At 29.7% G+C, this 24,867-nt stretch carries 26 protein-coding genes and 1 tRNA gene; 14 read left to right on the plus strand and 13 right to left on the minus strand.

The annotated features are described in order from the left end of the window. Window positions 1–29: 29 nt before the first annotated feature. From FBF06_RS06890 to FBF06_RS06905, 4 genes are read left to right on the plus strand one after another with little or no spacing between them, the layout of a single operon-like run. Window positions 30–656: a 5-formyltetrahydrofolate cyclo-ligase gene (locus FBF06_RS06890; protein ID WP_002860439.1), complete on the plus strand. Its 627-nt coding sequence runs from the start codon at window positions 30–32 to the stop codon at window positions 654–656. Further along, window positions 577–2,130, plus strand: coding sequence for a ribonuclease Y (rny, locus tag FBF06_RS06895; RefSeq protein WP_002852704.1), 1,554 nt, complete (start codon window positions 577–579; stop codon window positions 2,128–2,130). Before FBF06_RS06890 ends, rny begins: the two co-directional genes overlap by 80 nt. Before the next feature lie 8 nt (window positions 2,131–2,138). Continuing rightward, a complete protein-coding gene (locus FBF06_RS06900; protein WP_002852823.1) occupies window positions 2,139–2,696 on the plus strand; it encodes a DedA family protein in 558 nt (185 codons plus the stop codon). Next, a complete protein-coding gene (locus tag FBF06_RS06905) occupies window positions 2,696–3,955 on the plus strand; it encodes a ComEC/Rec2 family competence protein (RefSeq protein ID WP_002873165.1) in 1,260 nt (419 codons plus the stop codon). Before FBF06_RS06900 ends, FBF06_RS06905 begins: the two co-directional genes overlap by 1 nt. Here FBF06_RS06905 and FBF06_RS06910 read toward each other — a convergent pair. Genes FBF06_RS06910 through FBF06_RS06920 form a run of 3 tightly spaced genes read right to left on the minus strand, consistent with a single transcriptional unit; the run spans window position 3,899 to window position 6,819 of the window. Further along, window positions 3,899–4,705 carry a YihY/virulence factor BrkB family protein gene (locus FBF06_RS06910; RefSeq protein ID WP_002852725.1) on the minus strand — a complete coding sequence of 269 codons (807 nt, stop codon included), beginning with the start codon at window positions 4,703–4,705 and terminating at the stop codon, window positions 3,899–3,901. The genes FBF06_RS06905 and FBF06_RS06910 overlap by 57 nt on opposite strands. A 3-nt stretch (window positions 4,706–4,708) precedes the next feature. Continuing rightward, a complete protein-coding gene (locus tag FBF06_RS06915) occupies window positions 4,709–6,091 on the minus strand; it encodes an FAD-linked oxidase C-terminal domain-containing protein (protein WP_002855885.1) in 1,383 nt (460 codons plus the stop codon). An 11-nt stretch (window positions 6,092–6,102) separates the two neighbouring features. Then, complete coding sequence (locus FBF06_RS06920; RefSeq protein ID WP_002914241.1) at window positions 6,103–6,819, minus strand: plasminogen-binding N-terminal domain-containing protein; 717 nt, start codon at window positions 6,817–6,819, stop codon at window positions 6,103–6,105. A gap of 121 nt (window positions 6,820–6,940) precedes the next feature. On the opposite strand from FBF06_RS06920, the gene FBF06_RS06925 reads away from it, so the two are divergent. Next, window positions 6,941–8,101, plus strand: coding sequence for a M23 family metallopeptidase (locus tag FBF06_RS06925; protein WP_168977597.1), 1,161 nt, complete (start codon window positions 6,941–6,943; stop codon window positions 8,099–8,101). Here the strand turns inward: FBF06_RS06925 and FBF06_RS06930 are convergent. From FBF06_RS06930 to FBF06_RS06945, 4 genes are read right to left on the minus strand one after another with little or no spacing between them, the layout of a single operon-like run. Beyond that, a complete protein-coding gene (locus FBF06_RS06930; protein WP_002859287.1) occupies window positions 8,098–8,301 on the minus strand; it encodes a hypothetical protein in 204 nt (67 codons plus the stop codon). The genes FBF06_RS06925 and FBF06_RS06930 overlap by 4 nt on opposite strands. Before the next feature lies 1 nt (window position 8,302). Then, window positions 8,303–8,983, minus strand: a complete 681-nt coding sequence (locus FBF06_RS06935) for a polyphenol oxidase family protein (RefSeq protein ID WP_002859288.1) — start codon at window positions 8,981–8,983, stop codon at window positions 8,303–8,305. Then, window positions 8,947–9,558: a riboflavin synthase gene (locus FBF06_RS06940; RefSeq protein ID WP_002859289.1), complete on the minus strand. Its 612-nt coding sequence runs from the start codon at window positions 9,556–9,558 to the stop codon at window positions 8,947–8,949. Before FBF06_RS06940 ends, FBF06_RS06935 begins: the two co-directional genes overlap by 37 nt. 8 nt (window positions 9,559–9,566) lie before the next feature. Next, window positions 9,567–12,107 carry a hypothetical protein gene (locus FBF06_RS06945; RefSeq protein WP_168977598.1) on the minus strand — a complete coding sequence of 847 codons (2,541 nt, stop codon included), beginning with the start codon at window positions 12,105–12,107 and terminating at the stop codon, window positions 9,567–9,569. Window positions 12,108–12,268: 161 nt separating this feature from the next. Between FBF06_RS06945 and groES the strand changes: the two genes are divergently transcribed. Both groES and groL read left to right on the plus strand, forming a co-directional pair. Continuing rightward, window positions 12,269–12,529, plus strand: coding sequence for a co-chaperone GroES (groES, locus tag FBF06_RS06950; RefSeq protein WP_002825273.1), 261 nt, complete (start codon window positions 12,269–12,271; stop codon window positions 12,527–12,529). A 20-nt stretch (window positions 12,530–12,549) separates the two neighbouring features. Further along, window positions 12,550–14,187, plus strand: a complete 1,638-nt coding sequence (groL, locus tag FBF06_RS06955) for a chaperonin GroEL (RefSeq protein ID WP_002860445.1) — start codon at window positions 12,550–12,552, stop codon at window positions 14,185–14,187. Window positions 14,188–14,229: 42 nt separating this feature from the next. On the opposite strand, the gene dccS is transcribed toward groL, so the two are convergent. Both dccS and dccR read right to left on the minus strand, forming a co-directional pair. After that, window positions 14,230–15,420, minus strand: a complete 1,191-nt coding sequence (gene dccS / locus FBF06_RS06960; RefSeq protein ID WP_032586718.1) for a two-component system sensor histidine kinase DccS — start codon at window positions 15,418–15,420, stop codon at window positions 14,230–14,232. Beyond that, complete coding sequence (gene dccR, locus FBF06_RS06965) at window positions 15,413–16,078, minus strand: two-component system response regulator DccR (protein WP_002884392.1); 666 nt, start codon at window positions 16,076–16,078, stop codon at window positions 15,413–15,415. The genes dccS and dccR overlap by 8 nt, the downstream gene beginning before the upstream one ends. A gap of 147 nt (window positions 16,079–16,225) precedes the next feature. Here dccR and FBF06_RS06970 point away from each other — a divergent pair, with 147 nt between their 5' ends. Together FBF06_RS06970 and FBF06_RS06975 are read left to right on the plus strand one after the other, a co-directional pair. Then, window positions 16,226–16,825 carry a bacteriohemerythrin gene (locus FBF06_RS06970; protein WP_002859294.1) on the plus strand — a complete coding sequence of 200 codons (600 nt, stop codon included), beginning with the start codon at window positions 16,226–16,228 and terminating at the stop codon, window positions 16,823–16,825. A 10-nt stretch (window positions 16,826–16,835) separates the two neighbouring features. Next, a complete protein-coding gene (locus FBF06_RS06975; RefSeq protein WP_002853192.1) occupies window positions 16,836–17,084 on the plus strand; it encodes a ribbon-helix-helix domain-containing protein in 249 nt (82 codons plus the stop codon). A gap of 91 nt (window positions 17,085–17,175) precedes the next feature. Here the strand turns inward: FBF06_RS06975 and FBF06_RS06980 are convergent. The 4 genes from FBF06_RS06980 to htrA form a co-directional block, all read right to left on the minus strand. Continuing rightward, window positions 17,176–17,250: transfer RNA gene (locus FBF06_RS06980), tRNA-Asn, on the minus strand. A gap of 92 nt (window positions 17,251–17,342) precedes the next feature. Next, on the minus strand, window positions 17,343–18,590 hold the full coding sequence (locus FBF06_RS06985; RefSeq protein WP_002853241.1) for an ArsS family sensor histidine kinase: 1,248 nt from the start codon (window positions 18,588–18,590) through the stop codon (window positions 17,343–17,345). Further along, window positions 18,587–19,261, minus strand: coding sequence for a response regulator transcription factor (locus tag FBF06_RS06990; RefSeq protein WP_002853196.1), 675 nt, complete (start codon window positions 19,259–19,261; stop codon window positions 18,587–18,589). The genes FBF06_RS06985 and FBF06_RS06990 overlap by 4 nt, the downstream gene beginning before the upstream one ends. 75 nt (window positions 19,262–19,336) lie before the next feature. Then, window positions 19,337–20,755: a serine protease HtrA gene (gene htrA / locus FBF06_RS06995; RefSeq protein ID WP_002860448.1), complete on the minus strand. Its 1,419-nt coding sequence runs from the start codon at window positions 20,753–20,755 to the stop codon at window positions 19,337–19,339. 199 nt (window positions 20,756–20,954) lie between these two features. Between htrA and FBF06_RS07000 the strand changes: the two genes are divergently transcribed. Genes FBF06_RS07000 through FBF06_RS07020 form a run of 5 tightly spaced genes read left to right on the plus strand, consistent with a single transcriptional unit; the run spans window position 20,955 to window position 24,829 of the window. Further along, window positions 20,955–21,848: a DnaJ family protein gene (locus FBF06_RS07000; protein WP_052795923.1), complete on the plus strand. Its 894-nt coding sequence runs from the start codon at window positions 20,955–20,957 to the stop codon at window positions 21,846–21,848. Window positions 21,849–21,863: 15 nt separating this feature from the next. Next, window positions 21,864–22,238, plus strand: a complete 375-nt coding sequence (gene hspR, locus FBF06_RS07005; protein WP_002853230.1) for a heat shock transcriptional regulator HspR — start codon at window positions 21,864–21,866, stop codon at window positions 22,236–22,238. 6 nt (window positions 22,239–22,244) lie between these two features. Continuing rightward, window positions 22,245–23,870, plus strand: coding sequence for a cation:proton antiporter (locus FBF06_RS07010; protein WP_002859297.1), 1,626 nt, complete (start codon window positions 22,245–22,247; stop codon window positions 23,868–23,870). A gap of 9 nt (window positions 23,871–23,879) precedes the next feature. Beyond that, window positions 23,880–24,212: a hypothetical protein gene (locus tag FBF06_RS07015; RefSeq protein WP_002867367.1), complete on the plus strand. Its 333-nt coding sequence runs from the start codon at window positions 23,880–23,882 to the stop codon at window positions 24,210–24,212. Next, a complete protein-coding gene (locus FBF06_RS07020; protein WP_002853160.1) occupies window positions 24,209–24,829 on the plus strand; it encodes an HAD family hydrolase in 621 nt (206 codons plus the stop codon). Before FBF06_RS07015 ends, FBF06_RS07020 begins: the two co-directional genes overlap by 4 nt. Window positions 24,830–24,867: the final 38 nt, after the last annotated feature.

Consider the following 24,867-nt stretch of genomic DNA (forward strand, 5'->3'; position numbering starts at 1 on the left):
TAAGATAATATTTTTTTAAAGGCATATTAATGGAAAAAACAGATTTTAGGGCATTGCAAAAAATACGCCTTTTCAAACATTCAAAACTAAATTTCAAACAAGATTATAAAATATTTAAAGAATGTCTTAAAATAATAAAACTATTTAAAGCTAAAAATATTTTAATTTTTATTCCTTTGCATTATGAACCAAACTTAATAAAATTTCGCCATATTCTTAATAAAAATTACAAACTTTTTGTTCCATTTATGCAAGATAAAAGTTTAAAAATTGTAAAATTAAGATTGCCTTTTATTAAAAAAAGGTTTGGGGTTTTAGAGCCTATAGATTCTTTTTTTAAAGCAAAAATTGATTTAGCTATTGTGCCTGTAATTGGCGTCGATAAAAATTTAAAAAGAATAGGACATGGGCAAGGTTTTTATGATAGATTTTTTGAAAATTTAAATTACAAACCTCATATAATATTTGTCCAAAGTATAGATGCTTTAAGTCAAAATAATCTAACACAAAAGCATGATATTTCAGGAAAATTATACATAAACCCTTATAAAAAATATTACAAGAAAGAAAGAAAAAATGATAGAATCACTTATCGCACTTATAGCCGCTATAGTCGGACTCGGTATAGGATATTTAGTTGCAAAAAAAATCAATGATGCCAAATATGAAATTTTCGTAGAACAAGCCAAAGCTAAAGCCAAAGCTATAGAATACGAAGCGGAGCTTATTTTAAAAGATGCAAAAAATTCAATTCTTAATGCAGAATTAGAAGTTAAAAAAAAATACGAAGAAAAAACTCACAAAATTCAAAAAGATTTTAATCAAAAATTTGATGATCTTTCTAAAAAAGAACAAAAACTTCAGCAAGAAGAAGAAAAACTAAAAGAAGATAAAGAATACCTTTGCAAGTCACAAAGACACATTCAAAACTTACAATCTGATGTTGATAAATTAAAAAATAAATATCAAGAAAAACTTGACGATGTTTTAAAAATTTTAGAACATTCGACAGGACTTACACAAAATGAAGCCAAAGAAATCATTCTTAAAAAAGTAGAAGAAAATTCTCGCGAGCAAATTGCACATATAGTAAGAAAATATGAAGAAGAAGCAAAAAATGAAGCTAAAAGAAAAGCTAATTTCATCATTGCTCAAGCTACTTCTCGTTTTGCAGGTGAATTTGCAGCTGAAAGACTTATCAATGTTATTAACATTAAAAACGATGAACTTAAAGGACGTATCATTGGTAAAGAAGGGCGCAATGTTAAAACCTTGGAAATGGTTTTAGGTGTTGATATTATCATCGATGATACACCAGGTGCTATTATAGTAAGTTGTTTTAATCTTTATCGCCGTGCTATTGCTACAAAAGTTATAGAACTTTTAGTTGAAGATGGCAGAATTCAACCCGCGCGCATAGAAGAAATTCACGAAAAAGTGTGTAAAGAATTTGATAGTGCCATTCTAGAAGAAGGCGAAACCATAGTTATGGATCTAGGTTTAAATAAAATACACCCTGAAATTGTAAAACTCATAGGAAAACTCAAATACCGAGCAAGCTATGGACAAAACGCTTTAGCACATTCTTTGGAAGTGGCTCACCTTGCAGGAATCATTGCTGCTGAGTGTGGTGGAGATGAGAATTTAGCACGTCGTGCGGGAATTTTACATGATATAGGAAAAGCATTAACCCATGATTTTGAAGGATCTCATGTGGATTTAGGTGCAGAACTTTGCAAACGCTACAAAGAGCATCCTGTAGTAATCAATGCTATTTACGCACATCATGGACACGAAGAAGCTACAAGCATAGAATCAGCAGCTGTTTGTGCAGCAGATACTTTAAGTGCTGCACGACCTGGAGCTAGAAGAGAAGTGTTAGAAGCTTTCTTAAAAAGAGTCAGTGAGCTAGAAGATATCGCTAAAAGTAAAGAAGGAATTAAAAATGCCTATGCAATCAATGCCGGAAGAGAAATTCGCGTCATAGCCAATGCTCAGCTTGTTAATGATGATGAAAGTGTACTTTTAGCTAAGGAAATAGCAGCTGAAATTCAAGAAAAAATGCAATATCCTGGTGAAATTAAAGTCAATGTTATACGTGAACTTAGAGCTGTAGAATACGCTAAATAAGGTTTATTATGCAAGATATGATTGATACTTTAATAAAATATGGTTATATTGTTTTATTCTTTTACTCTTTAGGGGGCGGGATGGTTGGAATTTTAGCTGCAGGAGTTTTAAGTTCTCAAGGAAAAATGGATCTTAGTTTTTGCATTGCTCTTGCTTTTATTGCTAATACCATAGGTTCAACTTTGCTTTTTATACTTGGAAAATATTACAAAAAAGACATTATGCCTTATTTTAAAAAACACCGACGCAAGATAGCCCTTGCTATGATAAAAACAAAACAACATGGAATTATTTTACTTGTAACTCAAAAATTTATTTATGGTTTAAAAACTTTCATTCCCATAGCTGCAGGTATGGCAAAATATAATTTTATTAAATTTTTTATTATCAATACTCTAGCTAGTTTGGCATGGGCTATTGTTCTAGGTTTTGCTGCTTATACTTTTGGGTATGTTATTGAAGCAATTTTTGATAAACTGAGTTTATATCCTTATGCTGCTCCTTTATTTTTATTATTTTTAGCCGGAATAATTTGGCTTTATTTAAGTAAATTTTCTAAAAAATAATGTCTCTATGGAATTCTTTTTCTTACTCTTTTAAAGAATTTCATTATTTATTTTTCTCTGTTGTTGTTATTTTTATTTTTAATATCCTTTTAGAATATAATAATTTTTTAAACTTTAAAAACCAAAAACATTACCTTATAGACAACGCTCTATTAACGCACCAATATATAAAATATAATAAAAAAAATAAAAAATACTGGGTTTTAAAGTTACAAACTGAAAACTTCACTTTTTATACTACAAGTTTTAAGGATTTAAATTTAAGCAAGAATCAATTTTTAAGCCTTAGAATTATCACCCATAATATTAACTTTAAAGACTATCTGAGTAAAAGTTTTTACGCACCTTCTTATGATTTTGAAAAATTAAAAGAAAAAGAATACAATCCCATTATATCTTACTTCTTAAATCAACATACAAATGAAAAGATTAAAGAATTTTATGGTGCTTTATTTTTTGCACTGCCCATATCTTTAGAGCTTAGAAACGATGTAAATTACTACGGTATAGCACACCTTATAGCAATTAGCGGTTATCACATAGGCTTACTTTTTAGTTTAATTTTCTTTATTTTAGCTCCAATTTATAGTTTTTTCCAAAAAAGATATTTTCCTTATAGAAATTTACGTTTAGATTTAAGTATTTTAATTTTTGCACTACTTTTAGCTTATGCTTGTTTAATAGGATTTGTCCCTTCTTTTGTGCGCTCCTTGATTATGGCTTTTTGGGTTTTTTATCTATTGTGTAAAAATATAAAAATCATTAATTTCGTTACGCTTTTTTGTAGTATTTTATTGTGCATTTCTCTTTACCCTAGACTTTTATTTAGTATTGGATTTTTATTTTCTATTTTAGGTGTTTTTTATATTTTTTTATATATGCATCATTTTGCAAATAAATTTAATAATCTTATAAATATTATTTTGCTTAATATTTGGACTTTTTTTGCTATGGTTTTACCTGTGCTTTATTTTTTTCCACTTATAAGCTACCAACAAATTTTAGGTATTATTTTGAGTGGAATTTTTGTAATATTTTATCCTTTAGTATTATTTTTGCATCTTATAAACTATGGAGATTTGCTCAATTTTATCTTAGATGAATTTTTTAAATTTAAAATTTATGGAACTAATATCCATATCCCATTTTGGATTTTTATAAGTTATCTTATTGCTTCTTTAATCTCTGTGCGATTTAAATATCTAGCTTTTCTTTGTATTTTTGCGAATTTTATTCCCTTCATTATGATTGTGATTTAGAAAATAATAGAGTTTAAGCCCAAAAAGATAAATAATCCAAGAAATATAAATCCAAATAAAAAAGAATAAAATAGTAGAAAAAGATCCATAAACGCTAGCGTATGTTTTATTATATACCACGTAATATACAAATAAATTTTTTCCTATATACCAAATAGTACCCGCTCCAAAAGATACTAAAGCTAAACTTTTAAGAGTTCCCTTATGAACAGAACTTGAATAAGATATAAAAAATAAACCCCAAATAATTACAAAGGGTAAAATTTCAAAAAAATTAAACCCTATTTTATAATCATCTAAAGTTTGTTGGATAAAACCTGAAATATAAAAACTAAGCCCAAGCCCCAAAGGAACAAGAGTTAAAAGAGTCCAATAAGAACTAATACTTTGCCAAAGTCCTTTAGGTTCATTTTTAGTAATGCGATTGATTACAAAATCATAGCCTGAAAAAAAAGCTAAAGAAGTAAATGCCATAGCAATAAGACCTACAATACCCAAATTTACACTATTTTTTAAAAAAGTATCGATGTAGGTAGCAACAACATCTTGTTGCGTTGGTATTAAAAAAGCAAAAATTACTTGCTTTGCTTTTTCATAATAAGCTTTAAAACTGGAAATTTGCGTAAAAACAGAAAAACATACAAATAAAATAGGTATTAAAGATAATACAGTATAAAAACTAAGCGCTGCTGCATAATTTAAAATTTCCTTATCACGCAAATTTAGTAAAATAGTAAAAAAATTTTTCACCTTCTAAAGTCCCATTTTAAAAGGATTTAGTATATTATTTGGATCAAAAGCTTTTTTAATATTTCTCATTAAATTCATTTCGGCTTCAGAAAAAGCTAAATTCATAAAAGGTGCCTTAGAGAGTCCGATACCATGCTCTCCGCTTAAAGTTCCTCCAAGTTTCACTGTTAATTTAAAAATCTCTTCCACAGCTTCATAGCCTTTTTTCACCTGCTCTTTATCATTTTTATCAGGAACCATAACATTAGTATGCACATTTCCATCCCCTGTATGTCCAAAACAAGGAATTTTAAAACCATATTTTTTAGAAATCTCATCTATACCTTCAAGCAAAGTAGGTAGTTTAGAACGCGGAACTGTAATATCTTCATTAAGTTTTAAAGTTCCATACATGGCAATGCTTTGAGAACAATTTCTTCTAGCAAACCAAATATCTGCGGTTTCTTGTTCATCTTTTGCTATTTTAAATTCGCTAGCGCCAGCTTCTAAAAAATAATATTCTAAATTTCTTAAATCCTCATCAATAGCCTCTTTAACATTACCATCCACATCAGCAATCAAAATAGCTCCAGCTTCTATAGGCAAACCTTTATTAAATTTGCTCTCAACCGCTCTAATGCTAAGATTGTCTAAAAATTCCATAGATACAGGACTTACACCGCTAGCAAGACTTTTGTAAACCGCATTCATAGCACTTTTTACACTTGGAAAAATAGCAAAAGCAGTTTTTTTAAATTTAGGCAAAGGTATTAATTTTAAAGTAAGCTCACTTAAAACTGCCAAAGAACCTTCACTAGCGATTAAAATTCCTGCCAAATTATAACCTGCTACATCTTTAATAGTGCGTTTCCCTGCACGAATGATTTCTCCGCTAGGCAAAACAGCCCTTAAAGCCATCACATAATCTTTTGTAATGCCATATTTTGCAGCTCTCATTCCCCCAGCATTTTCGCTTACATTACCCCCTAAGCTTGAATACTCCATGCTAGCAGGGTCAGGTGGGTAAAAAAGTCCATATTTAGCCACTTCTTTTTGTAAATGTATATTAATAACCCCAGGTTGCACAACAGCCACTAAATTTTCAAGATCAATTTCTAAAATTTTATTCATATGCTTTTCAAAAGCAAGCACCACCCCGCCATTAACAGCTAAAGCTCCTCCTGTAAAACCAGATCCTGAGCCTCGAGGTATGACTATGATATTATTTTCATTGCAAAATTTTAAAATTTGAGCAATATCTTCTTCATTTCTTGGAAAAAGAACCCCATCAGGTAAATAATGTTTTTTTGTCGCATCATAGCTATAAGCTCTTTTGTGAATTTCATCAAAATAAGCGTTTTCTTCTCCTAAAAATCGTTTAAAATATTGTTCAAATTCTTTTTTCATGTTTATTGCACCTAAGGAAGATTAATCAAAGCATCATAATACCTATAATAATTTCCTATTTCTTGAGAGTTAAAATCAAAAAAATTACTTTTATATCCACCTATACGAGAATAAAAAGGAACCTGAACGCTAGTTGGCTTGCTTATAGGCACTTCATAAAGCTTATTAAAATCTTGACAATCCACAACTTCTGCATGATTTTCCAAAGCCACAACCAAAATGCCGACCGCATTATCATCACAAAATTGCCTAAAATCTGAACGCTTAGGAGAAAGAGTAGCCGTTCTAATTAATTGTGCTCCAAAAATATCAATATGGGTAAAATATATCTGCGGAAATTCTCTAACAAGTTCATTATAAGTTTGTTCATCAGGAGCAATTACCAATCCTCTATCATAAAGAAAATTTAAAACAACCTCATCACCTACTTTAGGTAAAACATTTGGTAAAGGCAAAGCATCTTGCTTAAGAGCTGAAAAAACACTAAATTCTAATTTTGCCAAACCATTTTTTTTATCTATAACACTTGCTCTAGCGATGATACTTTGCGAATTGCTAAAATGTTGCACTACTACGCCACTTGAATAAAGTTTTATATCATCACTATCTTTAATATAACCATAAATATCATCAACTTTTACAAGTTCACTTTTTATAGGTTTTAAATCAAATCCAACCGCAAAGAGGCTAAGGTTTAAAGCTAAAAAACACACTATAGTTTTAAACAAATTTGCTCCTTAAATAAAAATTTATAGAATTATAATCCTTTTTTGTTAAGCAATTGTAAGAAAAATAAAGTAAAATATAGCTTTCAAATTTCAAAATTCTTTTAAAAATTAAGGTTATCTCATGAAAAAATTATTGCTTTTATTTATTTTTGTTGTTCAAAGTTTTGCAGCTTTAAGTGTTGAAGAGCTAACTTGGGATAATGGAGATACCTTGCTTAAATTCTTACAAAGAAATTCCATACCTATGTCGCTTTATTATGGACTTGATAGAGAAGATCAAGAACTTGCTTCTGATATAGCCTATAAAATAAAATATCAAGTTTTAAAAGATGAAAACAACAACATAGAACAAGTTTTAATTCCAATTAGTGATGATTTACAAATTCATATCTATAAAGATAAAGATAGACAATACACTCTTGCTTTTACTCCTGTATCTTATCAAAAAGAAGATAGAATTTTACATTTAACCATTAAAAGCTCTGCTTATCAAGATGTCTATGAAGAAAGTGGTAGCAGTACTTTAGCTCGTGCTATGGTTCGTGCTTTTCGAGGAAGTATAAATTTTCGCAATATCCAAAAAGGTGATGAAGTAACCCTATATTATGAACAAAAAAGACGCATGGGTAAACTTTGGGGTGATATAAATATAAAAATGGCAATGGTAGAAATCAATAAAAGCGCTAGAGAAGTCTTTTCTTATAATGATATATTCTATGATCGTGATGGCAAAGAATTAGAATCTTTTTTACTTACAAAACCTGTGAATTACACTAGAATTTCTTCTCCTTTTACAACAGCAAGATATCATCCTATATTAAAACGCTATCGTGCCCATCTTGGTATAGACTATGCTGCACCTACTGGAACTCCTGTGAAAAGTGCTGGCAAAGGAATAGTAACCTTTATAGGCACAAAAGGTGGTTATGGAAATGTAATTCAAATCAAGCATGACTCAGGTTATATGACTTTATATGCTCATCTTAGTCGTTTTGCAAAAATTAAAAACGGACAAAAGGTAAATCAAGGACAAGTAATTGCATATGTTGGTTCAACAGGTATGAGCACAGGGCCTCATTTGCATTTTGGAGTATATTTAAATAATAAAGCTATAAATCCTGCATCTGTTGTAAAAATCGCCAAATCAGAACTTAGTGGAAAAGCAAAAGAGAATTTTAAACATATCATAGCTGGATACGAGCAGGTTGTTAAAGAAGCCCTAGTCTCGAATCAACCTAATCCCCCAAAAGAAGAAGATTTTGAAAACTATATAGAATTTTAATTACTCAACAACGCTTTATCTTTTGCATTGATTAAAGAATTTAGAAGAGTTGCAAGCTCTTCTTTTTCTTTTTCACTAATTTCACAAAAATCTGCATCAATTAATTGTTTCACCAAAGCTTCATTTAACAAATCCCCATCGCCAAATTCTCTAGCTTTTTGAATGATTTTTAACACTCTTAAATCTTTTCTTTCATACATTTTAATCCTTTAAATAAACCACGCTCACAAAACGCTTAGGCGTTTTATCGCGACGATAAGAAAAAAAACTCTCATCATCAAAACTACAAATTCCACAATCTTTAATATTTTCAATGCCTAAATTTTGAGCTTGAAATTTTACCAAGGCTTTTAAATCAAGTTTATTATCTTGAACAAATTCTTTAAATTCTTTTTTAGCAAATTCTAAAATTTCTCCATCTATTTCATAATTTTTAGCACAAATTCCAGGTAAAATAAAAAGATGAAATTTATTCTTATCTAAATGTGAATTTTGCATAGTAATTTGATCAACGCATTCTTTTAGGATATTTTCAAAGCTTCCTTTTCTACCTGAATGCAAAGCTGCTATAATGCCACTTTCATGATATAAGATCAAAGGCAGACAATCCGCACTTAAGACACAAAGAGCAGTATTTTTTTCTTTACTTATAAGTCCATCACAACTGAGATTTTTTAAATTTTCATCATAAATGATAACTTTATGAGAGTGAATTTGATCCATAAAAACACATTTTTCAATATCTTTAAAACCTAAATGAGAAAATAAATTCTCATTATGAATTTTAGCCCTAAAAACATTATAATCCTTATCAAAAGCACAAAAAATACCGACTTTATCATTTTCTAATAAAGATAAGAAATTCTTTCCACTTCTTCCCATGATAATCCTTTGTTTTTACCTTGTAATTGTGCATAAATATAACGAGCAAGCAAATCGCTTTCTATATTTATTTTTCTACCTACTTGATAGTCCTTAAAAAGCGTTTCTTTAAAAGTAATAGGAATAATAGTAAGCCTAATACCATTTTTTAAAATTTCATTGATAGTAAGGCTTACCCCATCAACAGCTATACTTCCTTTTTCTGCCATAAATTTCATAGCTTCTTTAGGTAAAGTTATATGAAAATCCACTCCATTTTCATCCTTTTGAATCTTTTCAAGTATACCAATAAAATCAATATGCCCTTGCATAAGATGTCCATCGATTCTATCGCCATATCTTAAAGCAGGTTCTATATGAACTTTATCTTTTAAATTCTCTATAGCTATATGAGTGCGACTTTCGCGAGAAAGTTCCACTTCAAAACCTCCCTCATAAAGTTTTGTCACACTCAAACAAGCCCCATTTACAGCTATACTATCGCCAAGATTTGGACGATGCTTAGCTGTTAAACTTAAAGTATTGTTTTGATAAGATTGAACTTTGGCAATTTCTCTTATGAGTCCATTAAACATTTTTTACCTTAGAAAATCTTATTTAATAATTTATTTACCGCTTTATCCACTTTATTGCCTGTATTTTTAGCACCATTACTCACGCCGCCACCTACTACATTTTTAATAGAATTTAAAACACTTCCTGCATTTAAATTTACTTTAGGATTTTCTGTAGTTCCTGTAATACTTCCTTTAAAATTAGCTCTATCGAGTTTAATATCAAAAGGCAAATTTAAAGCTCCACTTTTAGAATTTAAAGCTCCTGATTGTACTAAAATATAAGAACGATCTGCTTGCATATTAAGATCAAGCTTGATATTTTCTTTTTTAATCAAAGCTTTAGCATTAGCAGTACGATAAACATCATCTGTAATATCTTTTAATGTTAAAATTTTTAAAGCATTGGTAATAAGATTTGGTTTTAATTTACCCTCTTTCATATCCAAATTAACCTCGCCTTCTTCGCTTAAAAGATTGTAATTTGCCTTCATGTCCGCCTTACCTTGATAAATATCCATAAAATCCAAACCCTGAGCTAGACTACTTAAATCCACTCCGTTTAAATCAGCAAGCAAAAGGTTATCTTTAAATGTGCTTTGAAGTTTTCCTTCAAATAAATTTGGACTATTTACAACAAAATTTAAACTCTTATCAAAACCTACCTTTCCATTAAATTCTGCCTTACCTTTAAGTTTTCTATCTAACAAAAAGCCTAGTTTTGAAAAATCATTTATCTTTAAATTAAAATCCGAATTTAAAAGCATCTTACTTATATCAAAACTTCCTTGTAGTTTTGTAAGATCAGCTAAAGATGAATTTAAAACAGAATCAAATTGAGCGATATTGTTTTTAAAATTAATTTTGGTATTTAAATCATAACTTGTATTGTTTGGAAAATTTTTATTTAAAATTTTACTTAAAGTTGCAGCATTTAAAATGCCTTTAGCCTCTAAATTTGCTTTACCATTAAGGTTGTTAAAATCGATATTATCTAAATTAACTTTTGCATTAACAACCCCACTGGCATAATTTGGCATACCTGCTATAACAAAAAGTTTAGATAAATCAAGTTTATCAATGTTCAAATCAAGTTTTTTACCATTTGAATCAGCTTTGATTACGCCATCTGCCAAATTTGCATTTGCATTTAAATTTTGTATTTGAGTACCTATAATATGAGCTTTTGCATTAAGATCTGCCTTACCTTGTAATTTTTGTCCCGCTATAGCACTAAACTGAGACAAATCATCAATAAAAGCATTTAAATCTGTATTTAACTCACTATTTTTTAAATTATAAGTTCCTTGAAGTTTTTTGATATTAAGTAAATTTGAAGCAAGTAAAGCATTGTAAGAAATATTACTATTTTTTGCATTTGCTTTAGCATCAAGACTAAAAATTGTATTTGGAAGTTCTATTTTAGCAATTTTTTTAAGCTCATTGGTGTTAATCTTTGCATTGTTTATTTTTGCTTCAAGATCGAAATTAGAAAAATCCAAATCTGCATTTAGAAGTTTAGCATTTAAATTTCCAGAAACCAAAGCTCCGTATCCTGCAAGAGCTAATAATTTTTCCAAACTTGCTTCATTAATATCTGCAAAAATTTTATTATGTTTCAAACTTGCCTTTACCTCTCCACCAAGTCCGATAACTTGAGCATTTAAACTTGATAAGGCATTATTTACAACACTTGTTTCGCCTATCACGCCCAAACTACCATTTAATCTAGTTTTTGTAAGTTTTTCAAGCTTTGCAAGAGAAGGAATATTTAAATTAAAATCAGTACTTAAAATATTCTTACTCATATCATAAAGAGTTTTTTGGGTTTGTAAGTTAAGATAATCATTGTAAATTTTACTTACAGCATAAATCTTATCTTCTTTAACATTGGCTAAAATTTCTGCTTTAGGATTAGAATTTAAAGGCAAGTCTAAAGAAAAATCTTTTTTTATCGCCTCGTAGTTTATATAGCTTGTATCAAGTTTTATGATAATATTTCCATCAGGTTTTAAATTCTGTGCTGAAATTTTTGCCTGAGCATTTAAAAAACCTTTAGCATAACTAGGATAAGATAAAAGATGAAGTATTTCTTCTATCTTAAGATTTTTTGCATCTAAATTTAAAGCGATAGGGCTGTAATTATACATTCTCGCATTTAAAAATACATTTGAACCTAGTAAGTAACCCCTTCCATCTAAAGTAAAATCACTTGCCTTGCCTTGAATTTTACCGCCAAAAGAAAGGTTTTGATTTAAATTTAAACCTAAATTTTTAGCATAATTTTGCTTTAAAGAAATAAGATAGTCAAGATCAAATCCAAGCTTAAAAGGACTCAAAGCTCCCTTGAGATTGAAATCTGCCATATTTGCAATATTTGCTTGCAGTTCAAGACTTGAAAAACGCAAATTAAAACGCGTGATATTTACATCTAATCCCGCATTTTCTTTAATCTTTTTTTGTGCTATATTTGCCACTATATTATTACCAAAACTTGTAAAAAGTATGGTACAAAGAGCGATTAAAAGCACAACAACAAAAGCTACAATGCCATAAAAAATCTTTTTCATTTTTATCCTTTAGTTTATTTTATAAAATAACTTTAGTCTATAAAACTAAACTTTTATAAATATTTTAATTTAAAGTATTGACAAAATTCATTTTTTATAGTATGATATTATCACTCTAAATTAAAGAGTGCTAAAATCAATATTTTTAAGGATGGACAAAAATGAATTTTCAACCTTTAGGAAAGCGTGTTCTAGTTAAACGCGTAGAAGAAACTAAAACAACAGCCTCAGGCATAATTATACCAGATAATGCTAAAGAAAAGCCTTTAATGGGTGAAGTAGTAGCAGTAAGTAAAGAAATCACTGATATTGCAAATGGTGATAAAATCGTGTTTGCTAAATACGGTGGAACAGAAATTAAACTTGATAATAATGAATATTTAGTTTTAAATTTAGATGATATCTTAGGAATTTTAAAATAATTTATAAAAAAGGATAAAAAATGGCAAAAGAAATTATTTTTTCAGATGAAGCAAGAAATAAACTTTACGAGGGCGTTAAAAAACTTAATGACGCAGTAAAAGTAACTATGGGGCCAAGAGGACGCAATGTTTTAATCCAAAAAAGCTTTGGTGCTCCAAGCATTACTAAAGATGGCGTAAGTGTTGCTAAAGAAGTAGAGCTTAAAGATAGTCTTGAAAATATGGGTGCTTCACTCGTAAGAGAAGTAGCGAGTAAAACAGCTGATCAAGCAGGCGATGGAACAACTACTGCAACGGTTTTAGCTCATGCAATTTTCAAAGAAGGTTTAAGAAATATCACAGCAGGTGCAAATCCTATCGAGGTAAAACGCGGTATGGATAAAGCTTGCGAAGCTATAGTAGCAGAACTTAAAAAACTTTCTCGCGAAGTAAAAGATAAAAAAGAAATTGCACAAGTTGCTACAATCTCAGCCAACTCTGATGAAAAAATCGGAAATTTAATCGCTGATGCTATGGAAAAAGTGGGCAAAGATGGTGTTATCACTGTTGAAGAGGCAAAATCAATCAATGATGAATTAAATGTAGTTGAAGGTATGCAATTTGACAGAGGTTATTTAAGCCCTTATTTTATCACTAATGCAGAAAAAATGACAGTAGAGCTTTCAAGCCCTTATATCCTGCTTTTTGATAAAAAAATTGCAAATTTAAAAGATTTATTACCGGTTTTAGAACAAATTCAAAAAACAGGCAAACCACTTTTAATTATCGCTGAAGATATTGAAGGCGAAGCGCTTGCAACTTTGGTTGTAAATAAACTTCGCGGTGTTCTTAATATTTCAGCAGTAAAAGCTCCAGGTTTTGGCGATAGAAGAAAAGCTATGCTTGAAGATATAGCGATTTTAACAGGTGGAGAAGTGATTTCTGAAGAACTTGGAAGAACTCTTGAAAGTGCGACTATACAAGATCTTGGACAAGCTTCTAGTGTAATCATCGATAAAGACAATACAACCATAGTAAATGGTGCAGGCGAAAAAGCAAATATCGATGCAAGAGTCAATCAAATCAAAGCACAAATTGCTGAAACAACTTCAGATTATGACAGAGAAAAATTACAAGAAAGACTTGCAAAATTAAGTGGTGGTGTTGCAGTTATTAAAGTAGGTGCAGCAACTGAAACTGAAATGAAAGAGAAAAAAGATCGTGTTGATGATGCTTTAAGCGCTACTAAAGCAGCAGTTGAAGAAGGTATAGTAATCGGTGGTGGTGCAGCGCTTATCAAAGCAAAAGCTAAAATCAAACTTGATCTACAGGGTGATGAAGCAATTGGCGCAGCTATCGTTGAAAGAGCTTTAAGAGCACCTTTAAGACAAATTGCTGAAAATGCAGGATTTGATGCAGGTGTGGTTGTAAATAGCGTAGAAAATGCTAAAGATGAAAACACAGGATTTGATGCTGCAAAAGGTGAATATGTTAATATGCTTGAAAGTGGAATTATCGATCCTGTTAAAGTAGAAAGAGTAGCTTTACTCAATGCAGTTTCTGTAGCTAGTATGCTTTTAACCACAGAAGCAACAATTAGTGAAATTAAAGAAGATAAGCCTACTATGCCAGATATGAGCGGTATGGGAGGAATGGGTGGCATGGGCGGAATGATGTAATATCTGCTCTAACCTCTTATCAGCAAGGATTTTCCTTGCTGATTACCAATTTAATTTAAAAACACTCCCTTGATTTTCTACAGATTCGCAAATAATCTTAATATCATTATCATCACAAACTTTTTTTACCAAAGAAAGCCCTATACCAAATCCTCCTTGATCGGTATTAAATCTTGTATATCTATCAAAAATATGATTTAAATTTGACTTTGAAATTCCACAACCTGTATCCGCAATACTTAAAAAATTGGCTTTTAAAATTATAGAAATTACTCCACCTTTTTTATTGTATTTAATAGCATTGCTTATAAGATTATCAATCAATTTAGAAATTTGACTTTTAGGAGCAAAAATATTTGCTTGATTTAAATCAAGCTTTAGTGTAATTTTTTTTTGCTCAAAAAATACTTTAAAATATTCCAATCTTTCTTCAAGTAGTATTCTTAAATCAAATTTTTGTTTTTCTGTTTCTAAGGTATTAGGGAAATTATAAAAAACAAGATCAGAGTACACTTGAGACAAACTTTTTGCAGCAAGCTTAATCCTTGTAAATTTAGTATTATCTCCTAAATTTTGATGCTCAAGTTGTTCTATACTCATCAAAATAACACTTAATGGGGTATTGAGTTCATGAGTTGAATCTTTAATAAAACGATTTAGTGTGCTGATTTTATCCTCCAAAGGCTTTAGAGCAATTTTTACTAAAATATAAGATATTAAACCCAATATGCAAAAAGCCATAATAGCAAAACTAAAAACTTTCGTTCTAATCCAAAAAAGATCTTTGCCAACATCTTCACCCTGTATTAAAATTTGCAAACCATCGTTAGTATTTACTTCTTCATTGCTAGCATGTCTTAAAAAATAATGATCTGCACTCATAGGAGCAAGGAAAAAAACCTTATTATCACAAATACCTCTACCTTTAAGCTCTATCTTTGCCTTTCTTAAATCAAAATCTATATTACTAAAAACAATCTTTTTAGCATCAAATATAGCAAATTTTAGTGCTGTGCTTTGAGCAATATTTTTTGCACTTATATCTATAGGGGTAAAACGAGAATTTAAGATGCTTATAACAATGTTTCTATGATTTTCTCTCAAAGTGGTACCCTTTAAAACAACTAATTCTTCATATAATTTTTGATACCATAATGCAAAAAAAATAGTTAAAAAAATACCTGTAGTTGTTAGGTAGATTAATAAAATTTGCCTAATGACTTTTTTAGCCATAGCAATATCCCCTGCCTCTTTGATTTATAATTTTTTCTTTTCCTAAAATTTTACGTAAATTTTTCACATAAGCCCTTAAACTTAGCTCACTAGGCTCCTCATCATAATCCCAGAGTTCTTCAAAAATTCTCTCTGTACTTAAAAAGTTGTTTTTATTTTTAAGTAATAAAGACAAAAGTTTAATCTCTTTACTCGGCAAAGCCAAAGCTTTATTATTATGATAAAGAATTTGTGTAGTAAATTCGAACCTAAGTCCATCCCCTAAATCTTCAAAATCTTCATTTTTATGTGAAAAAGCTCTTTTAAGCAAAGCTTTAACCCTGATAGATAACTCGGCAAGTTCAAAAGGTTTTTTTATATAATCATCACAACCTGCGTCAAAGCCTTGTTTTAAATCGTTTGTTGTGTTTAAAGAAGTCATGAAAATTGCTGGAGTTTGCTTTCCGCTTTTTCTTAATTCTTTAAGTAATGAAAATCCATCTCCTAAAGGAACTTTTACATCTAAAATCCAAAGATCAAAATATCTTTCATAAGCCATATCTAAAGCTTCTTGCGCATTATCGCATAAAAATACTTCATATCCCTCATCGTTTAAAAACTCTTCAATGATCTCACTCAAGCTCAAATCATCTTCTAAAAGTAAAATTTTAGCAGCCATAATTTAAATCTTTCTAACTTCAAATCTCTTAAATATATATCATTGTATCAAAATTCTTATCAATTATTTAATAAAATTTCATTTTTATTTAATTTATTTTTATCTATAATCCTTTCATACAAATAAATTTTTCCTTAAGGAGTTAAAATGCTTCCAAAATGGGATAACAGCTATAGTGTGCACAATGCTAAAATTGATGAGCAGCATAAAAAGCTTTTTAAACTTGCTGCAAAAGTTGAAGTTGTATCAGATAGATCTGTAAGTAAAAATGAAGTCAAAGAACTTTTGGCTGAATTTTTTAATTATATGAAAGATCACTTTAATGATGAAGAAAAATACATGCAGCTAATAGGCTATCCAAATTTAGAAGAACATCGAAAAATACATAAAGAAATCATCCAAACCATGATTAATTTAATCAAAGATATCAAATCAACCAATGATCTTAAAGAAAAACTTTATATAGTGGCTAAAAAGTGGCTTTTAGAACACATACTATATGAAGACATGAAAGTTGAAAAATGGAGAAGTTCTTCTTTGTCTACAGATGATGGTGGCGATGTTAGCTTTGAAGCAGCAGAAGATGAAGATAATGAGCATCCACAATTTTATCTTTATACCTGTAATTGTCCTGGTAAAATTCACGATGTTCCTTATAGCATTCATCAAAAAATAGAATTACAAGGTCATAAATTTACTTGTAAAACTTGTAAACAAGCTATAAAATTTTACAAAAAATATTCTTAAGGAGGATAAAATGAAACGCAATGTAAAAACTTATTCTTTTAGAATGCCTTTAGAGCTTAAGGAGCGTTTGGATAATTTAAGTAAAAATCTTTCTAAACCAAAATCAACCATAGTAAAAGAAGCTATAGAGGCTTATCTTAATGAAGTTGAAGATTTTTCTTTTGCTGTTAATGCCCTAGAAGAACTTAAAGATGGGGATTATCAAAAGGCAAGTAAAAAAATAGATAAAATTGTCAAAAATCTTAAACAAACAAAATAAAAAACTTTATCACAATTTTTTTTGTGATAAAGACTTATTAATTTTTTATATTAAAATACATTTATGAATATTAAAAATGGAGTTAAAAAAGTGGCTCCGGATGTAGGATTCGAACCTACGACCAATCGGTTAACAGCCGACTACTCTACCGCTGAGCTAATCCGGAATATTTAAAAGTAAAATGTGATTATAGTGAAATTAAAAAACTTTGTCAAGGGTTTTTTCACAAAAATGCATTTTTTATGTAAAAAAATTAATTTACTCCTTAACAATAACACTTTTTAAATTTCTAAAATAAAACAAATTTACCCCATCTTCATATAAATAATCAAGCTTCATTCCATGTGTTTCTAAAATAGTATTTACAATATAAAGCCCTAATCCAAAACTTGATTTTTGTTTTGATCCTTGAGTAAAAGCTTGAGTATAGTATTCTAAAGTATTGTTAAGCTCAGGACCACGATTTTTAAAACAAATATAATCATCTATAATATCAATTTGCACAAACCCATCTTCAGAATGTTTAATACCATTATCTATCATATTTTTAATCGCCGTAGTAAAAAGTTTAAAATCCACATTTACAAAAAAACTTTCTTCCATAAAAATACGTATATTGCTATCATCTCGCATTGCAATTTCTTTGGCTTCATCTAAAACATCTAAAATATTGTATTTTTTTCTATTTATAAAAGCAGCCCCTGAAGTAATTTGCTCAATAGCAGCAAATTCATTAATTAAAATTTCAAGTCTAGTAAAAACCCCATTTAAGCGCTCTTTATATTTATTATCTTCTATCATTTCTAAAGTTAAGAGCCCTTTAGTAATAGGAGTTTTGAGTTCATGCATAATATTTCTTAAAAAAAACTGACGAGATTGGTTTAACTTTCGAATTTGAACAATAGCTTGATAAAAAGCTTCACTTACTTGTGAAATTTCATCCACCCCAGTGCTTACATCTTCTATATCACCAAGCTTTCCTTGGGCAAATTTATCAATTTGTTTTTTAAGTCTTTTAAGTGGTTTTAATTTTTTAAATATATAAATATAAAGCAATACAAGAATACAAATCACAGCTACAGCTATAGCTTTGATAATAAAATACCTATAGGTTTGATAATCTTGATCCTTATAAAGATAAACCTTTCCATCATAAATAATATTTAAATACACCTGTCTATTATAAGAAATAATCTCGATTAAGCCATTGTTAACCTCAACCCTAGCTAAAACATCACCTCTAAAAAGAATTTTACGGATCTGCTTTGCTTCTGTTATCTCATCCATTTTATTATAATTTTTTGTCTGCTCTTCAAATTCTTTTTCACTGATAACTCCTGCAAAATTTAAGAGCCTTGCATTAGCTATCAAAGAATATTTTGTGTTTAATTCTCTAGTATAATTTTGCTGATCATATTCTATAAGCCACAAAAAGCCAAGTATAACACTAACCCCAGCAAAAATAAAAATAAAAGTTATAGTATAAAAAATCGAAGATTTATTCATTGAGTAAGCTTATAACCTATTCCACGTATAGAGTGAATATATTTTGGAGTTTTTGGATCATCTCCCATCTTTTGACGAATTCTACTGATAATAACGTCTATACTTTTATTGCTAGAATCCTCGCTAATAGAAGAACAATTATAAACAAGCTCTTCACGACTTACCACTCCACCCTCTTTTTTAATCAAATAGCTTAAAATATCAAATTCAGCATTAGTTAAAGTAAGCTCTTGTCCTTTCATGGTAATAATATGCTTATATTGATCATAAACAAGATCTTTTACACTTTTTGCTATGGCGCTTTTTGTATTTGAAATACGTCTTAAATGACTTTTAATGCGTGCTTGTAATTCTTTTGGATTATAAGGTTTTGGTAGGTAATCATCTGCTCCAAGCTCTAAAGCATTAACCTTATCTGTAATATCATGTCTTGCGCTTGAAACAATAATAGGCGTATCATACTTTTTACGAATCTCTTCACACACTTCAAGCCCATCAAGCCCTGGCAAAGAAAGGTCTAAAATGATAAGCTGATATTCTTTTAATGCAAGCTTAGAAAGACCTATATAAGGTTCATGAGCTATATCAACTTTCATATCAAATTTTTCCAAATATTCAGCTGTAATTTCTGCTAATTCTAAATCATCTTCTATCATAAGAATATTTGTCATAGTTTTCCTTTATTTTAAACTTAATTTTAATTTTAAACTAAAATTTATAACGAAAGGAAAATCCTTCCGTTATTTTTATTTAAGCACAAGCAAAGTCGCAAAACCATTGCGATATACCCAAACTTTGGTAAATTCTTTTTTATTAACTTGTTTTAAAGCTTGTTCTAAATCTTTTAAATTTTTAATTTCACTTTGTCCAACACCTATGATAATATCACCCTCTTGGAAACCAGAATTTTTTCCTTTGCTCTTTTCTTTAACACTATCAACCAAAACACCATTAACATCTTTTGGAATTTGCAAACGATCCTTAAGTCTTGGATCTAAATTTCTCAAACTCAAACCATCAATCAAATCGCTTTGTACGCCTTTAGGATTTTCTTTTTCACCTTTAAGAATAAAACTTGCTTGCTTATTTTCTCCATCTCTTTCGTAACTTAATGAAATTTTTTGACCAATCTCTAAAGTTCCTATATAATTTTTAAGATCAATAGGACTTTTTATAACCTTATCATTAACTTTAGTAACTAAATCTCCACGCTTAAGCCCTGCTTCATCAGCACTTGAACCTTTTTGAACATCAGTGATTAAAGCTCCTTCTTGATTTTTGTAAGCTTTTTTAGTATCACCTTGCAAAGCTAAAATAGTCACACCTAAAAATCCTCTATCAATCTTGCCTTTTTCAATAAGTTTTTTAGCTATATCTTTAACCATATTTGAAGGTATGGCAAAACCTATGCCGTTATTTCCACCACCACGAGAAAGAATAGCTGAATTAATACCTACTAAATATCCGCGACTATCCACCAAAGCTCCACCTGAATTTCCTGGATTGATAGAAGCATCTGTTTGTATAAAATTTTCATATTGATTTAAACCTATATTGTCTTTATTTAAAGCAGATATTATCCCACTTGTAACACTAAAACCAACTCCAAAAGGATTTCCAAGTGCAAAAACAACATCTCCTTCCATTAAATCATCAGAATTTGTAAAAGTAATAGCTGAAAGATTATTAGCCTCTATTTTTATAACAGCCAAATCTGTTTTTGGATCTTTACCTATAAGTTTTGCTTTATATTCTATGTCGCTTCCTGGTAAATTCACTGTAATCGTATCAGCATCATCTACAACGTGATTATTTGTTACTATATAACCATCTTTTGAAATAATCACCCCTGATCCCAAAGAACTCACCACTTCTTTATCATTTTTTCCTTTTCTTTGAGGAAAATCAAAATCAAAAAATTGTTTAAAATAAGGATCATTAAAAAAATCATCCAAAGGGCTTGGACGATTTGCTCTTGTAATAGTTTTTGAGGTGGAAATATTAACCACTGATTTTTTTGCATCTTTAATAGAATCATGATAAGAAAGCACTGCATTTCCAGCAGCAGGATTCACACGATTAGCCGTTGCAGTCGATTCGTTAAAATTAATACTTGCAGCAAATAAAGCACTTGCTAAACTTAATGATAAAAAAATCTTTTTCATTTCATTTCCTTTTGTTCTTAAAGATAAATTATCTCGTAAAATATTTTACTGTCTTCATAGTATAAAACCGAAAATTTACAAAATTGTAAATAAAACCTTGAGTGATAAAAATTTATAAAACTTGATTGACTTAGGCTAAAGTTTATGTTATAATTTAATCCTCTATATAATCAAGTAAAAATTTTTAAGGAAATATAACATGAATAGTTTATACGAAACTCTTGGAGTTAGCAAAAACGCTAGTGCAGATGAAATAAAAAAAGCTTACCGTCGCCTAGCTAGAAAATATCATCCTGATATCAACAAAGAAAAAGGTGCTGAAGAAAAATTTAAAGAAATTAATGCTGCTTATGAAATTTTAAGTGACGAAAAAAAACGAGCTCAGTATGACCAATACGGCGATTCTATGTTTGGTGGACAAAGTTTTCATGATTTTTCAAGAAATACTGGTGGGGTAAATTTGGACGATATTTTAAAAGATCTCTTTGGAGGAGGCTTTGGTGGACGCTCAAGAGGGGGTTTTAACGGCTTTTCTTCAAAAGGCTTTAGCAGTGGTTTTGGAGGATTTGAAGGTTTTGAAGAAGAAAATTTAGACAGCAATCTAGAGCTTCACATTCCTTTCGAAAAAGCTGTTAAAGGCGGGGAACATAGTTTTAATTTTCAAGGCGAAACCATTAAATTTAAAATTCCACACGGTATAAAAGAAGGTGAGAAACTAAGAATTCGCTCTAAAGGAAAACAAAGCAGAAATGGAGCTAGAGGCGATTTAATCATTATTGTAAAAATAGAAGAAAGTCCTATTTACACAAGAGAAGATGATGATTTATATCAAAAGGTTGATATTTCTTTAAAAACTGCACTTTTTGGCGGAAAAATAAATATAAAAACACTCAAAGAAGGCAAGGAAGAAGCAACAATTAACATAACGCCTAATTCAAAAAATAACCAAAAAATTCGTTTAAAAGGTTATGGTGTGCAAAATAGAAAAAGTGATATTTATGGGGATATGTATTTGATTTTAAATGTTGTTTTGCCAAATTTAGATACCCTTGATGAAAAATTTATAGAACTCTTAAAAGAAAAATTACCTTAAAGAAAGGAATAAAATATGGAACAGCATTATGATGAACCTGTATATTTAATCAGTGTTGTGGCTAAAGTTTTAAGCATACATCCACAAACCTTAAGGCAATACGAAAGAGAAGGATTGATAGAGCCAAGTAGAACCGATGGCAAAATAAGACTTTATTCTCAAAGAGATATTGACCGTATTAAACTTATATTGCGTTTAACAAGAGACATGGGAATCAATCTTGCTGGAGTAGATGTTATCTTAAAATTGAAAAACCAACTTCACGAATTTGAAAATTTAATTGATGAACTACGCTTAGAATTAAGCAAACAACAAGATAAAGAAGCGGCTAGTAAAGCCGTTGTTAAGCATAAAAATAGCTTTGATTTGATTTTTTATGAGAAAAAATAAAAAATAATGGATAATTTTTTAGAAATTTTTTTAATCACCGTTGCTATAGCTATAGTTTTAAATGTCATATTTAAAAAATTTGAAATTCCAACTATCATTGGATATATAGCTGCTGGAGAAATCATTTCTGAAATTTATCATTTAAGTGGCAAAGGCGAAATCACCCATATAGCCGAATTTGGTATAGTGTTTTTAATGTTTACCATAGGGCTTGAATTTTCTTTTAAGCATTTAATGGCAATGAAACAAGAAGTTTTTTTAAACGGCTCTTTGCAGATGCTTACTTGTGGCTTTGTTTTTATGTTACTTGCTATAGGAATTTTAGGACTTGGAGATAAAAGCGCTACTATAGTAGGCTTTGCACTAGCGCTTTCTTCAACCGCAGTGGTGCTTAAAATTTTAAATGATAATGGCGATATCAATGAGCAATATGGTAGAAAAGCATTGGGAATTTTGCTTTTTCAAGATATAGCCGTTATTCCTTTGCTTTTGCTTGTAGATATTTTTTCATCCAACAATCAAAACATAGAAAAACTCCTTTTTACCACTTTAATTTCAGCACTTATTTTAATCACTTTATTATTTTTCATAGGTAAATATCTAGTGGATAGAATTTTTAGACTCATTATCCACACTTCTTCTCAGGAAATTTTTATTAGTACTGTTTTATTTATGGTTATTGGAGCAAGTTTTTTAGCAAATTATTTTGGATTTTCTTATTCTTTGGGTGCTTTTATAGCAGGTGCTTTGATAGCAGAAACAAAATATAAACACAAAATAGAAGCGGACTTGATCCCATTTAGAGATTTGCTTTTAGGGCTTTTTTTCATAACTGTAGGCATGCAAATTCAACTTGATGTAGTGGCACAAAATTGGTTTTTAATCATAGTTTTAACCCTTCTTGTAATGGCTTTAAAATTTGGCATAGTTTTTGGCTTTTTATTTCTTTACACCAAAAAAAGAGTAGCGCTTAAAACAGCTTTTGCCATAGCTCAAATTGGCGAATTCGCCCTAGCAATTTTTTCTCTTTTACAAGCAAAAAATATGCTTGATATCAAAACTTCACAAATTTTAATTGTTGTTTCTATTTTAACCATGATTATCACGCCTTTTATTTTAAACAATATAAGAAAAATTACCAATGTTGTAGAAGATATAGCACTTAATACCAACGCTGTGCAAAATATTGACAGCAATATCAAGCTGAAAAATCATCTTGTTGTTTTTGGCTATGGACGCTTAGGACAAGAAGTCGTACAAAAAATCAAAAACACAGGCGTACCTTATCTTGTTTTAGAAAGTGATTTAAATTTAGTAGAACTTGGAGTTAGTCGAGGTGAAAATGTCGTTTTTGCCAATGCTGCTCAAGAAGAAACCTTAAAAATTGCCAATATAGAAGAATGTGCCGTAGCTATTATCACAGTTACAAATGAAGCTAAACTTGAAATTTTATGTCAAGTGCTAGCTAATTATCCAAAACCTATAGACACCATCATTCATGTAAATGGAACTTTAAAAAAGATGCTTTTTTCTAGCATAGATGAAAATATACGCATCATTCGCTCTGAAAAAGTAATCGCTAGAAATTTAGTTCAAGAAGCGCTAGAATGCCGCATTCACAAAAATACCTAAGGAAGAATTTTGACAAAAAATGAAGAAAAAGCCTTACGCGTAAAATACCTAAGAAATCTTGAAAAATTTTTCAATGGCGCTATATCTGCACTTAAAAAAGAAGATTTTGATAAAACTAAATTTGAAGAAAGAATGTTAAAAAATGCTAAATTTTTTGAAAAAAATCCCGCGGTAAATCTTAACTCAACCTATGCAAAAAATCTTGAATTTTTTGTCAATGCTTGTTTAGATTTTTCCAAAGAAAAAAACGAGCTTTTAAATCTTGCCAATGCTTTAGATAAGCAAAAAAAACAAGGTGAGAAAAAAGAAAAACATAAAAATTATTTAAAGGATTATGAATGATTAATGTATTTTTTGATATGGATGGAACTTTAATCGATAGTGCAAATGCCATTTCTTGTGCAGTCAATGAAATAAGACAGGATTTAAACCTAGCCCCACTTTCAAGAGAAATCATTATGCAAACCATCAATACTCCCAATATTGACTGGGCAAAAGAACTTTACAATATAGAAAATTTCCATCATTCTAGTTTTAAAGAAGGCTATGAAAAATATTTTGTCAAGCACTATGAACAAAGCGTGGTGCTTTTTGAAGGAGTAAAAGAACTTTTAGAATTTTTAAAAAGCAAAAATTGTTTTTTAGCTATTGCTACTAACGCCCCGCAAAGCTCACTTTCAAACATACTTAAAAAACACGATATCATTCCTTATTTTGATAAAATTTTAGGCGTAAGTTTAGGCATAGAACCCAAACCTCATCCTATGATGCTAGAGCTTTTAAAAAGCGAGGCTCCATATAAAACAAGCGTTTTTATAGGAGATAGTCAAAAAGATAAAGAATGTGCTAAAAATGCTAATTTGCCTTATTTTCATGCCAAATGGTATCAAAAAAATTTAAAAGAAAATGAATTTAGCAACGCTAGTGAACTTAAAGGCTTTTTGCAAAAGTATTTATAAGTTTTTTAATGAAATTTTAGTTAAAATTAGAAATAAAT

Origin of the sequence: Campylobacter sp. CFSAN093227 (genome assembly GCF_012897855.1) — a bacterium.
In the GTDB taxonomy this organism is placed as follows: Bacteria; Campylobacterota; Campylobacteria; order Campylobacterales; family Campylobacteraceae; genus Campylobacter_D; species Campylobacter_D jejuni.

What these genes read in the sequence shown, in the direction of transcription:
- FBF06_RS06890 (WP_002860439.1), top strand. Translation starts at nt 30, where the DNA reads ATGGAAAAAACAGATTTTAGGGCATTGCAAAAAATACGCCTTTTCAAA.
- rny (WP_002852704.1), top strand. Translation starts at nt 577, where the DNA reads ATGATAGAATCACTTATCGCACTTATAGCCGCTATAGTCGGACTCGGT.
- FBF06_RS06900 (WP_002852823.1), top strand. Translation starts at nt 2,139, where the DNA reads ATGCAAGATATGATTGATACTTTAATAAAATATGGTTATATTGTTTTA.
- FBF06_RS06905 (WP_002873165.1), top strand. Translation starts at nt 2,696, where the DNA reads ATGTCTCTATGGAATTCTTTTTCTTACTCTTTTAAAGAATTTCATTAT.
- FBF06_RS06915 (WP_002855885.1), bottom strand. Translation starts at nt 6,091, where the DNA reads ATGAAAAAAGAATTTGAACAATATTTTAAACGATTTTTAGGAGAAGAA.
- FBF06_RS06925 (WP_168977597.1), top strand. Translation starts at nt 6,941, where the DNA reads ATGAAAAAATTATTGCTTTTATTTATTTTTGTTGTTCAAAGTTTTGCA.
- FBF06_RS06930 (WP_002859287.1), bottom strand. Translation starts at nt 8,301, where the DNA reads ATGTATGAAAGAAAAGATTTAAGAGTGTTAAAAATCATTCAAAAAGCT.
- FBF06_RS06935 (WP_002859288.1), bottom strand. Translation starts at nt 8,983, where the DNA reads ATGGGAAGAAGTGGAAAGAATTTCTTATCTTTATTAGAAAATGATAAA.
- FBF06_RS06940 (WP_002859289.1), bottom strand. Translation starts at nt 9,558, where the DNA reads ATGTTTAATGGACTCATAAGAGAAATTGCCAAAGTTCAATCTTATCAA.
- FBF06_RS06945 (WP_168977598.1), bottom strand. Translation starts at nt 12,107, where the DNA reads ATGAAAAAGATTTTTTATGGCATTGTAGCTTTTGTTGTTGTGCTTTTA.
- groES (WP_002825273.1), top strand. Translation starts at nt 12,269, where the DNA reads ATGAATTTTCAACCTTTAGGAAAGCGTGTTCTAGTTAAACGCGTAGAA.
- groL (WP_002860445.1), top strand. Translation starts at nt 12,550, where the DNA reads ATGGCAAAAGAAATTATTTTTTCAGATGAAGCAAGAAATAAACTTTAC.
- dccS (WP_032586718.1), bottom strand. Translation starts at nt 15,420, where the DNA reads ATGGCTAAAAAAGTCATTAGGCAAATTTTATTAATCTACCTAACAACT.
- dccR (WP_002884392.1), bottom strand. Translation starts at nt 16,078, where the DNA reads ATGGCTGCTAAAATTTTACTTTTAGAAGATGATTTGAGCTTGAGTGAG.
- FBF06_RS06970 (WP_002859294.1), top strand. Translation starts at nt 16,226, where the DNA reads ATGCTTCCAAAATGGGATAACAGCTATAGTGTGCACAATGCTAAAATT.
- FBF06_RS06975 (WP_002853192.1), top strand. Translation starts at nt 16,836, where the DNA reads ATGAAACGCAATGTAAAAACTTATTCTTTTAGAATGCCTTTAGAGCTT.
- FBF06_RS06985 (WP_002853241.1), bottom strand. Translation starts at nt 18,590, where the DNA reads ATGAATAAATCTTCGATTTTTTATACTATAACTTTTATTTTTATTTTT.
- FBF06_RS06990 (WP_002853196.1), bottom strand. Translation starts at nt 19,261, where the DNA reads ATGACAAATATTCTTATGATAGAAGATGATTTAGAATTAGCAGAAATT.
- htrA (WP_002860448.1), bottom strand. Translation starts at nt 20,755, where the DNA reads ATGAAAAAGATTTTTTTATCATTAAGTTTAGCAAGTGCTTTATTTGCT.
- FBF06_RS07000 (WP_052795923.1), top strand. Translation starts at nt 20,955, where the DNA reads ATGAATAGTTTATACGAAACTCTTGGAGTTAGCAAAAACGCTAGTGCA.
- hspR (WP_002853230.1), top strand. Translation starts at nt 21,864, where the DNA reads ATGGAACAGCATTATGATGAACCTGTATATTTAATCAGTGTTGTGGCT.
- FBF06_RS07010 (WP_002859297.1), top strand. Translation starts at nt 22,245, where the DNA reads ATGGATAATTTTTTAGAAATTTTTTTAATCACCGTTGCTATAGCTATA.
- FBF06_RS07020 (WP_002853160.1), top strand. Translation starts at nt 24,209, where the DNA reads ATGATTAATGTATTTTTTGATATGGATGGAACTTTAATCGATAGTGCA.